The organism is Methyloceanibacter marginalis (assembly GCF_001723295.1).
GTDB lineage: Bacteria > Pseudomonadota > Alphaproteobacteria > Rhizobiales > Methyloligellaceae > Methyloceanibacter > Methyloceanibacter marginalis.
Map to the genome: position 1 here is coordinate 1 of NZ_LPWD01000139.1, position 2150 is coordinate 2150.

3 protein-coding genes are annotated in these 2150 nt (G+C 64.5%); 1 reads left to right on the forward strand and 2 read right to left on the reverse strand.

The annotated features are described in order from the left end of the window. Positions 1–250: DUF1097 domain-containing protein (locus AUC71_RS17470; RefSeq protein ID WP_141701487.1), on the reverse strand; the 250-nt coding region annotated here is incomplete at its 3' end. 236 nt (positions 251–486) lie between these two features. Here AUC71_RS17470 and trmFO point away from each other — a divergent pair. After that, positions 487–1890 (forward strand): methylenetetrahydrofolate--tRNA-(uracil(54)-C(5))-methyltransferase (FADH(2)-oxidizing) TrmFO, encoded by a 1404-nt coding sequence (gene trmFO / locus AUC71_RS06095; RefSeq protein ID WP_069623555.1) that lies wholly within the window; start codon positions 487–489, stop codon positions 1888–1890. 4 nt (positions 1891–1894) lie between these two features. On the opposite strand, the gene AUC71_RS19235 is transcribed toward trmFO, so the two are convergent. Continuing rightward, a complete protein-coding gene (locus AUC71_RS19235; RefSeq protein ID WP_158007721.1) occupies positions 1895–2056 on the reverse strand; it encodes a hypothetical protein in 162 nt (53 codons plus the stop codon). Between the last annotated feature and the right edge of the window lie 94 nt (positions 2057–2150).

A 2150-nucleotide genomic window follows, 5' to 3' on the forward strand; every position in this document is an offset into this window, starting at 1 on the left:
CAGGCCGATCTGATCGCCAATGCCGGTCTGGTCGCCACCCAGAGCGTAATGCCGGCGATGATGCGCCGGCGATATTGCCGAGAATGGCCGATTGCAGGCCGGCTTCCTTGCCACCGCAGTGGAAGAAGCAGCCCCACGCGATAAAGGCGGCCCAAATGGCAAGCATGCCACCGAGCGGGCCCAGGAAGAGCCAAGTGGCTATGGCGCCAAGAACGCCAACGCTGATTGCTAGTGCGGTATTTGCGGACATCTCACCCCCCTTTTGTGAAAAAGAGAGCGGGCGGATCCGCCGATTGCCGGCAATCCACCGGCTCATTCATGGAAGCTGATGAATGTCTGTCGATTCGGCTTCCGGCCCGAAGTATAGCCCAAAGCGGTCCTGGGCTGAATAAGGATTAGTCTTTTGCCCAAGAAATAGACGCTTGCGGAGGGTTTTCGGCCCTCGTTCCGCTTGAAACATCGGGCTCGACCGGCCTAGCTACGCCCATGACGGATACGGTTCATGTGGTCGGCGGCGGGCTCGCCGGCAGCGAAGCGGCTTGGCAGCTGGCAAAGGCTGGCGTTCCGGTCGTCCTCCACGAGATGCGGCCCGAGCGCCCGACCGAGGCTCACAAGACGGACGCGCTCGCCGAGCTCGTCTGCTCCAATTCCTTCCGTTCAGACGATTGGGAGACCAATGCGGTGGGCCTGCTGCATGAGGAGATGCGCCGGGCCGGCTCTCTGATCATGGCTTGCGCGGATGCTCACAAGCTTCCGGCCGGGGGCGCGCTCGCCGTGGACCGGGAGGACTTCGCCGACGCCGTGACGAAGGCGCTCACCGAGCATCCCCTCATCGCGATCGACCGCAGTGAAGTTGCGGGGCTGCCGCCGGCCGACTGGGATAGCGTGATCGTGGCCACGGGACCACTCACCTCGCCCGCGCTCGCCGACGCGGTAAAGACGCTCACGGGCGAAGCGGAGCTTGCCTTCTTCGACGCCATCGCACCGATCGTGCATTTCGAGTCCATCGATATGGATGTTTGCTGGCGCCAATCCCGCTACGACAAGGTCGGCCCCGGCGGCAGCGGCGCCGACTACATCAACTGTCCTCTCGACAAGGCGCAGTACGATACCTTCATCGATGGACTTCTGACGGCCGAAAAGACCACCTTCAAGGACTTCGAGAAGACGCCTTATTTCGAAGGGTGCCTGCCCATCGAGGTCATGGCCGAGCGCGGGCGCGACACGCTTCGCTACGGCCCGATGAAACCTGTCGGCCTCACGAACGCGCACCGCCCGGACGAGAAACCCCACGCGATCGTACAGCTCCGCCAGGATAATGCGCTTGGCACGCTGTGGAACATGGTGGGCTTCCAGACCAAGCTGAAGCACGGCGAGCAGGCGCGCGTCTTCCGCATGATCCCCGGATTGGGGCAAGCGGAGTTCGCCCGGCTCGGCGGGCTCCACCGCAACACCTTTCTCGACAGTCCGAAGCTGCTCGACAACTCTCTACGGCTCAAGGCCGAACCGCGCCTGCGCTTCGCCGGCCAGGTGACGGGCGTCGAGGGCTATGTGGAGTCGGCGGCCATCGGGCTGATTGCCGGCCGTTTCGCCGGTGCCGAGCGATTGGGAGCGCCGCCTGCTCCGCCGCCGCCCACAACCGCGCTCGGCGCGCTGCTTGCGCACATCACTGGCGGACATTTGAGCGCGGACGGCGAAGGCGGCGCCCGCAGCTTCCAGCCAATGAATGTCAATTATGGGCTGTTCCCGCCCGTGACCGTCGCCCGCGAGTCCTGGGGCAAAGGCGCCAAGAACAGCAAAGCCTTCGCGCGTAAGCGCGCCATGTCGGCGCGGGCGTTGGCCGATCTCGATGATTGGCTTGAAGGACTAAGCGCGGTCGCGGCCGAGTGAGCTTCTAACGCGACCGCATTAGGCGCCACAGCCGGTACAGGGGATTGATGCTTGCCACCTGACGCAAGGGGTCGCGGACCTTGGCGAGCGCAGCGAGATAGGGCTCGACCAGGCAAAGCGGCAAGAACGCGGTGCGGCCTGCTTCGTCAAGTCCGGTTCCGGTCATGCCGGCGCGACAAGATGGAAACGCGCCTCTTCAACGCTGCCTGCGCTCCCCCGCCATCTCGGCCAGCAGCGTCTTGAGCCCAGCAGGTCGTCTC